4 protein-coding genes are annotated in these 8583 nt (G+C 75.0%); 1 reads left to right on the top strand and 3 read right to left on the bottom strand.

The window, feature by feature from the left end; all coding sequences use genetic code 11:
* Nucleotides 1-94: 94 nt before the first annotated feature.
* Nucleotides 95-961, bottom strand: a complete 867-nt coding sequence (locus tag IE096_RS08150; protein ID WP_189450118.1) for an ABC transporter permease — start codon at nt 959-961, stop codon at nt 95-97.
* Nucleotides 962-1021: 60 nt separating this feature from the next.
* Entirely contained in the window at nt 1022-2047 is a 1026-nt protein-coding gene (locus tag IE096_RS08145; protein ID WP_189450117.1) for an ATP-binding cassette domain-containing protein, read from the bottom strand.
* A 197-nt stretch (nt 2048-2244) separates the two neighbouring features.
* On the opposite strand from IE096_RS08145, the gene IE096_RS08140 reads away from it, so the two are divergent.
* Nucleotides 2245-3114, top strand: coding sequence for a N5-glutamine methyltransferase family protein (locus IE096_RS08140; RefSeq protein ID WP_189450115.1), 870 nt, complete (start codon nt 2245-2247; stop codon nt 3112-3114).
* A 169-nt stretch (nt 3115-3283) separates the two neighbouring features.
* Here IE096_RS08140 and IE096_RS08135 read toward each other — a convergent pair whose 3' ends face one another.
* Nucleotides 3284-8542, bottom strand: coding sequence for a type I polyketide synthase (locus tag IE096_RS08135; RefSeq protein ID WP_189450908.1), 5259 nt, complete (start codon nt 8540-8542; stop codon nt 3284-3286).
* Between the last annotated feature and the right edge of the window lie 41 nt (nt 8543-8583).

The following is an 8583-nucleotide window of genomic DNA, read 5'->3' as shown; positions in this document are numbered from 1 at the left end:
CACCAGCCCCGAACAGCGCGCTGCCCGTACCGGAATCCCGGTACGGGCAGCGTCGTATGCAGGTGAGTCGTATGCAGGTGAGAGGAAGGACTCGTCAGAGCGGACGCCGGAACCCCAGCACCGCCGCCACGGCGCCCACCACGGCGATGAAGCCGCTGATGAGCACCGCGGGCAGCGCGGCGTCGGCGCCCGGCACGTCGAGGGCCAGGGCGCGCGTGGCGTCGATGGCGTAGGTCAGCGGGTTGACCTCGGCGACCACCCGGAGCCAGGCGGGCAGGTCGTCGACGGGCACATAGGCGCTGGAGGCGAACATCAGGGGGAAGATGGCGATGATCGCGAGGTTCTGCATGGGCTCGGCGCGCCGCAGCCACGCGCCGGCCGCGATGAACGCCCACCCCAGCGTCCAGCTGATGAAGAGCGTCAGCCCGGCGGAGGCGGCGAGTTCGCCCGCGCCGCCCTTGGGGGAGTAGCCGAGCACGGTGATGCCCAGCAGCAGGATGATGACGACCTGGATCGCGCTGCGCACGAGGCTGGAGATGCTGCGGGCGATGAGCAGCGAGCTGGGGTGGATGGGGAGGGAGCGCAGCCGGGCGACGATGCCGTTCTTGAGGTCGTCGACGAGGCCGACGCCGCTCTGCATGGCGGACTGGACCGCGTTGTCCACGAGGACGGCGGGCAGGACGAAGTCGAGGTAGCTGACGCCCTTGGGGAAGTGGGGCGGGTGGCCCATCTTGCTGAAGACCTGGGTGAGGACGAAGAGGATGATCACGGGCTGGATCAGGCCGAACAGGACCGTGCCGGGGTCGGTGGCCATCGCCCGGAGGGATCTGCCGGTGAGCACCCGTACCTGGCCGAGCATGGAGCTGCCGGCCCAGGCGGTGGGGCTGCCCGGGCGACCGGGGGCGTGGGCGACCGGCGCCGCCGTGCCCTCCTCGGGGGTCCGGGTGAGCGGTGCGGTCATGGAGTCTCCACAGTGAACGCGAACATGCGGATGGGCGGGGGTGGGGATGGGGACGGGGGTTTACGGGACGACCGTTGGTGCCGCCGGTGCCGCCGGTGCCGCCGGCCGGGGGCGGGTCTGCTGGTCGGCCAGGGCCAGGTACACGTCGTCGAGGCTGGGTTCGCCGAAGGACAGTTCCGTGGCCTCGATGCCCGCGTGGTCGAGGGCCCTGATGACGGCCGCGATGTCCTTGGACGCCTCGATGGCGATGACGACCGTGCCGTTCTCCCGGTCCGGGACCGGTTCCATCCCGGCGCGGCGCAGGGCCGCGGCGGCGGCGTCCGGGCCGGTGGCCGGGTCGGGGGTGACGGTGACGGTGCGCTGGCCGACGGTGGCCTTGAGCTCGGCGGCCGTGCCGCCGGCGATGACGGATCCGGCGGAGAGCACCGTGATGGAGTCGGCCAGCCGGTCCGCCTCGTCGAGGTACTGGGTGGTGAGCAGGACCGTGGTGCCCTGGGCGACGAGCCCTTCCACGATCTCCCACAGCCTCAGTCGGCTGGACGGGTCGAGCCCGGTGGTGGGTTCGTCGAGGAAGATGACGTCCGGTTGGCCGACGAGGCTCGCCGCGAGGTCGAGGCGCCGGCGCAGGCCGCCGGAGTAGGTGCCCGGCCGGCGGGTCGCGAACTCCTGGAGCCCGAAGAGCTCCAGCAGTTCGTCGGCCCTGGCCCGGGCGGACCTGCGGTCGGCGCCCAGCAGCCGGGCGATGAGGACGAGGTTCTCCCGCCCGCTGAGCTGGGCGTCGACGGAGGCGAACTGGCCGGTCAGGCCGACGCGTCGGCGGACCTCGCGGGGTTCGCGCGTGACGTCGAAACCGGCCACCCTGGCCCGGCCCGAGCTGGGCGGCAGGGCGGCGGCGAGGATGTTGACGAGGGTGGTCTTGCCCGCGCCGTTGTGGCCGAGCAGGGCGAGGACGGTGCCCCGCCGGGCGGTGATGTTCACCGAGTCCAGTGCGCGTACGGAGCCGAAGACCTTGCCCACGTCCTCGGTCTCGATCATGATGTCGTCCCCGGCCATCGGGGCGTCGACAGGTACGGTGAGCCCACTCATGGCTGTTCTCCCGCAGATGGATGAGATGGCGAAAACGCCGTGATTTTCGAGTGATTTCCGACAGCGAGCATGCGGGACCCGGGAGTTGACCGGCCACCGGCCGTAACACGAAAAGTCTCGGGTCTCACCTAGGGCTGTCGGGTGCATGGTTGCTGCTTCGGCGTCCGTCGACCGATGGCCGCGCAGAGGGAGGATCCATGGCACGAGAGCCCCTCGGGGAATTGTTGGACGAGGCGGTGGCGATCATGCGCCGCAAGGGGCATCCCGCCCCCCGGGGCGAGGTCGAGGAGATCGCCGCCCATGTGCTCGGCAGGAGGGTGGGCGAGCTGGTCGCGGACTTCGAGCCGCACGACCGGGTCGTCGCGAAGTTCCGCAGGCTGGTGGGGCGCCGGGCCGACGGGGCGCCGATGGGCCACCTGACCGGCCTCGCCGAGCTCGGCGGCGTCGAGGTGGCGGTGGGTCCCGGGGTGTTCGTCCCCCGCCCGCACAGCGAGCTGGTCCTTTCCAGCGGGCTGGCGGCCGTCGCGGAGGTCTCCGCGCCGCTCGTGGCCGACCTGTGCACCGGCTCGGGCGCGATCGCGCTGGCCCTGGCCCACCGGCGGCCCGACGCCACCGTCCACGCCGTCGACTTCGACCCGCTGGCGCTGGACTTCGCCCGCCGCAACCGCGAGCGCCGCGTCAAGCTGGGCGACACCCCGATCGTCCTCCACGAGGCGGACGTCACCCGCCCCGGGCTCCTGGAGGAGCTGACCGGACGGGTGGACCTGGTGGTGGCGAACCCGCCGTTCATGCCGGACGGTGCGGAGGTGCCCCCGGAGTTCGGCACCCACCAGCCCCGGCAGGCGATCTTCGGCGGACCGGACGGGCTGCGGGTCATCCGGCACGTGGTCGCGGCGGCCGGGCGGCTGCTGCGGCCCGGGGGCGGGTTCGTCGTGGAGCACGGGCACGTCCACGGCGAGTCCGTGCCGGAACTGCTGTGGGCGAGCGGCCACTTCACCGAGGTGTCCACCCACGCCGACCACGACGGCTGGCCCCTGTACTCCCTGGCCCGGCGGGCCGGCGCGTAGCCGGGTCGTAGGGTGAGGGTGCGCCGGCCCCGGGAACGGGCGCCGGCGCACACCGTCGGCGACGGGCGCCCCACCGGTCAGGGCCCGCACTCGCGCCCGCACTCACCCACTCGCTCACCCACTCGCTCACCCACGCGCTCACGCCCCGCTTCGAACGTCGCGGGTGCCCTCACTCCCCGTCCATCAGCCGGAACAGCTCTTCGTCGCTGGCCGAGTCCAGGTCCAGCCCGCTCTCCGGCACTTCGGCCTCGGGTGTGGTCTCCGGGCCCCAGCGGGTCGCGAGGGCCCGCAGCCGGGCCGCCGTCTCCGCGTTGACCGTGACGCCCGTGGAGAGGAGGTACTCCAGCTCGTCCACCAGACCGGTCACCCCGCGCGGCGACCGCGTCGCCGTCTCCTCCAGGCGTTCCCGCAGCAGAGCGACGACGGCGTCCGGAGTGGGGTGGTCGAAGACCAGCGTCGCCGGGAGCCGGACGCCGGTCGCCTCGATGATCCGTCCGCGCAGCTCGATCGCGTTCACGGACGTGATGCCCATCTCCGTGAAGGGCTGCGCCCCGGCGTCCTCGCCCTGCGGCCCGCGCCCGCCGAGCACGGCGGTCACCTCGGCCAGGACCAGGCCCAGGAGCAACTCATCCCGCTCCGGCCCGTCGAGCCCCGCCAGCCGCTCCCGCAGCGGGGACGCGCCCGTGTCGTCGACGGCGGGCACCGAGGGCATCACGGGCGGCGCCGGGGGCGCGGTGGCCGTGGCCGCCGAGCCCACCCAGTACTCGCGGCGCTGGAAGGCGTACGTCGGCAGGGCCACCGGCACGGCCGCCGGCAGCACGGCCCGCCAGTCGACGGACGCGCCGTGGGCGTGGAGCCGGGCCGCGGCGGCGAGCGCGGCCCGCGCCTCGTCCTGACCCGTCGCCAGTGTCGGGACGATCGTGACGGCCCCCGGCCGGCCGGCCGTCGCCTGGACGCACTCGTCGATCATCGGCGTGAGCGCCGGGTCCGGGCCCAGCTCCAGGAAGCACGTCGTCGCGGCCGGCCCGCCCCGCAACCGGTCGACGGCGTCCTTGAAGCGCACCGCCTCCCGGACGTGCCGCACCCAGTGGCCGGGGTCGCGGGCCTCCTCGGCGGTCAGGGGGCGGCCGGTGAGGGCCGAGACGACCGGCACGGCCGGGGCGGCGAAGGACAGCCCCTCGACGACCTCCCGGAACTCCGCCAACATCGGCTCCATCAGCGGCGAGTGGAAGCCGTGGCTCACCACGAGCTGCCGGGTCTTGTGCCCGGCGGCCGCGAGCCGGTCGGCGAGCCCGGTGAGCGGGCCCTCCGCGCCCGACAGCACCACCGAGCGCGGCCCGTTCACCGCGGCGACGGCCACGCTGTCGGCGAGCCCGGCCAGCCACGGCGTGAGCTCGTCCTCGGCGATGCGGACCGCCACCATCGTGCCGCCCGGGGGCAGCGCCCCCATCAGCCTGCCCCGGGCCGCGACCAGCGCGCAGGCGTCCCGCAGGCCGAGGACCCCCGCCACATGGGCGGCGGTGATCTCGCCGACCGAGTGGCCCACCAGGTGGTCCGGGACCACTCCCCATGAGGTGAACAGCCGGTGGAGCGCGACCCCGACGGCGAACAGCGCCGGCTGGGCGTACGCGGTGTCGTCGAGGAGCCCGGCCTCCTCGGAGTCGGGGGCCGCCCACATCACCGAGGTGAGCGGCCGTTCCAGCAGCGGGTCGAGGACCGCGCAGACCTCGCGCAGCGCCGCGTCGAAGACGGGGAAGGCCGCGGCGGCCCGCCGGCCCATGCCCGGGCGCTGGCTGCCCTGGCCCGTGAAGACGAACGCCATGTCGCCGGGCGCGCTCTCGTCGCGTACGACGCCGGGCGCGCGCTCGCCGCCGCCGAACGCGGCGGTGGCGGCGAGCAGTTCCTCGCGCGAGGAGCCGGTGACGACGGCCCGCCGGCCGTGCAGGGCCCGGGTGGTGGCCAGGGAGTAGCCGATGTCCCGGGCCGACAGGGCGGGGTTCGCCCGCGCGTGCTCGGCCAGCCGCAGCGCCTGGGCGCGCAGGGCCGCGTCGGTGCGGGCGGACAGGACCCAGGGCACGGCCGGCCCGTCATCCTCACCCGAAGGCCCGACGGGGTCCGCCGCCGTTGCCGGCGGTTCCTCCAGGATCACGTGCGCGTTGGTGCCGCTGATCCCGAACGAGGACACGCCCGCCCGGCGCGTCCGCCCGTCCTCCCGGGGCCACGCCCGCGCCTCCGTCAGCAGTTCCACCGCACCCGCCGCCCAGTCCACGTGCGAGGACGGCTGGTTCACGTGCAGGGTCCCGGGCAGGACCTCGTGGCGCAGCGCCAGCACAGTCTTGATCACACCGGCGACGCCGGCGGCCGCCTGCGCGTGGCCGATGTTCGACTTGACGGACCCGAGCCACAGCGGCCGGTCCGCGTCCCGGTCCTTGCCGTACGCGGCCAGCAGCGCCTGCGCCTCGATGGGGTCGCCGAGGGCCGTGCCCGTGCCGTGGCCCTCCAAGGCGTCGACGTCCGCCGCCTCCAGCCCGGCGTTGGCGAGGGCCTGGCGGATGACGCGCTGCTGGGAGGGGCCGTTGGGGGCGGTGATGCCGTTGGACGCGCCGTCCTGGTTGACAGCGGAGCCCCGGACGACCGCCAGCACCGGGTGGCCGTTGCGACGGGCGTCGCTCAGCCGCTCCAGCAGGAGCAGTCCCGCGCCCTCGGACCAGGCCGCGCCGTCGGCGGCGTCCGCGAAGGACTTGCAGCGCCCGTCGGGGGACAGGCCGCGCAGCCGGGAGAACTCGACGAAGGACGCCGGGGTCGCCATGACGGCGACCCCGCCCGCCAGGGCCAGGGAGGACTCGCCGGACCGCAGGGACTGGCACGCCAGGTGCAGGGCGACGAGCGAGGACGAGCAGGCCGTGTCGACCGTCAGGGCCGGGCCCTCGAAACCGTAGGTGTAGGCGACGCGCCCGGACAGGGCGCTCGCGGCCGTGCCGATGCCCAGCAGCCCTTCCAGATCGGCCGCCGCGCCCGCCCGGTCGGTGGCGTAGTCGTGGTACATGGCGCCGGTGAAGACGCCCGTGCGGGTGCCCTTGAGGGTCGTCGGGTCGATGCCCGCCCGTTCCAGGGCCTCCCAGGAGATCTCGAGCAGCAGCCGCTGCTGGGGGTCGGTGGCCAGGGCCTCCCGGTCGGAGAGGCCGAAGAAGCCCGCGTCGAAGTGGCCCGCGTCGTGGAGGAAGCCGCCTTCGCGGGCGTAGGAGGTGCCCCGGTGCTCGGGGTCGTCGTCGAAGAGCCGGTCGAGGTCCCAGCCGCGGCCCGTGGGGAAGCCGGAGACCGCGTCGGTGCCGTCGGCGAGGAGGGCCCACAGCTCCTCGGGGGAGTTCGCGCCGCCCGGCAGTCGGCAGGCCATGCCGATGACGGCCACGGGCTCGCCGGAGTCCGCTCCGTGCGCGGGGACGGCCTCCGGTGCCGTCTCCTCGGCGGGGCAGCCGGTCAGGGCACGCGCCACGGCGAGCGGGGTGGGGAAGTCGAAGGCCAGGGTGGTGGGCAGGGGCAGCCCCGTCGCCTCCTGGAGGAGGTTGCGCAGCCGGATGGCGAGGACGGAGTCGAGGCCCAGATCACGGAAGGTCGCCTCCGCGGGGACGGCGTCCTGCAGGCCAGGCACGTCCCCGCGGCCGGCCCCGGGCACGTCCCCGTCGGCGCCCACCGATACGCCCGCCAGGACGTCGGCCACGCACCCGCGGACGAGGTCCAGCGCCTCCTCGACCGTGCACGGCCGCCGGTCCGGGCCGTCGCAGACCGGGCCCCGGGCGATCTCGCCCGTGGCGAGCGCCTGTTCCAGTGCCCGGCGGTGGAGTTTGCCGGCGGGGGTGAGTGGGAGCTCCGGCACCGTGACCACCTCCAGCGGGATCTTGTAGTCGGCCACGCCGCGCCGCCGCAGGAAGTCCGTCACCTCCGCGAGGCCGGGCGCGGGAGCGGCCTTCTCCGTGACGACCAGGCAGGGGTACTCGCCGAGGCGGGCGTCCGGCACGCCCAGGACCGCGAGGGGGCCCACGCCGGGGAGGTCCGCGAGCAGGCCCTGGATCTCCGTGGCGTTGAACTTCCGGCCGCCCACGTTGACGATCTCGGCCGACCGGCCGTGGAACGCGACCCGCCCGTCGGGGCCCAGGGCGGCCAGGTCGCCGGTGCGCAGCCAGCCGTCGTCGGTGACGGCCGCGCGGGTGAGCTCCGGCTCGCGGTAGTAGCCGCGGAACATCCCGGGGCTGCGGTAGCGCAGTTCGCCGACCGTGCCCGGGGGGCAGTCGCGGCCGTCCTCGTCGACGACGCGGATCCCGGCGCCGTTCGTGGGCAGGCCGACGCTGCGCGTGGCGACGTCGGCGGGGTCGTCGGCGCGGGTGCGGGTGCCGGTGCCCAGTTCGGACATTCCCCAGACGACGACGAGCGCGCAGTCGAGCGCGTCCCGTACGCCCGCGACGAGCGGGCCGGGGATGGCCGCGCCCGCCGTGCGCACCTCGTGGGGCCGGAAGCCGGCCGGTTCGCCGGTCTCGGTGAGCCGGGTGACGACGTCGTGGAGCTGCGCGGGGACGGCGAAGACGACGCTCGGGTCGGCCTCCCGGGCCAGGGCGAGGAAGCGGTCGGGGTCCCAGGAGCCCAGCAGCACCTGCCGGCAGGCGGCGAACAGGGCCGAGTGGAGGGACTGGAGGCCGAAGAGGTGGGTGAGGGGGCAGGCCGTGACGACCGCGCGGGCGAACGCCTCCGGGGCCTCGGCGGTGACGGCCGAGGTGTTCGACAGCAGGCCGTCGTGGCTGTGGAGGCAGATCTTCGGCCGGGCGGAGGTGGTGCCGGAGGACGGGACGAGTACGAACGGCATGTCCGGGGTCACGGTCACGGGGTGGGGGGCGTGGCCCGACCAGGTGGCCAGCAGGGTGTCCAGCCGGGCCGTGCCGGGCTCGTCCTCCTGCTTGCCGGCCGTGCCGGTGAGCAGGACGGTCCCGAGTGAGGGCACGGTCCGCTGGAGATGACGGACGGTCAGTTCGTGTTCGCGTCCGTCCTGGGTCGCGGCGGGGAGGACGGCGAGCGCGGGCTCGACCCGGCTCAGCAGGGCGTGGACGTCCTTGGGGCCGTTGCCCTGGTGGACGGGCAGCAGCACGGCGCCGACGGCGGCGACGGCCAGGTGGAGGGTGGGGAACTCCCAGCTGTTGGGCAGGTGCGCCGCCACCACGTCGCCGGGCGCCACCCCGAGCTCCTGGAGGCCCCTGGCCAGGGCGTCGACGTCGGCGTGCCACTGCCGCCAGGTCCAGGAGCGTTCCCCGTCGACGAGGGCCACCGCGTCGGGGGCGGCGCTCACGGCGGCCTGGAACACGTCCGGGAGTGTGAAGCCGCCCAGGACGCCGGGGGAACCGGCCGTCGGGTCGATCGTGTAGTCGGTGGTGCGGACGGGCATCGTCACTCCCGGAGGTTCGGATGGGCGCCGGTGTCGCCGGC

It is taken from the genome of Streptomyces abikoensis (assembly GCF_014648775.1).
Classification (GTDB): domain Bacteria; phylum Actinomycetota; class Actinomycetes; order Streptomycetales; family Streptomycetaceae; genus Streptomyces; species Streptomyces abikoensis.
The sequence above is the reverse complement of the archived record's forward strand: the minus strand, read 5'-3'. Positions and strand labels throughout refer to the sequence as shown.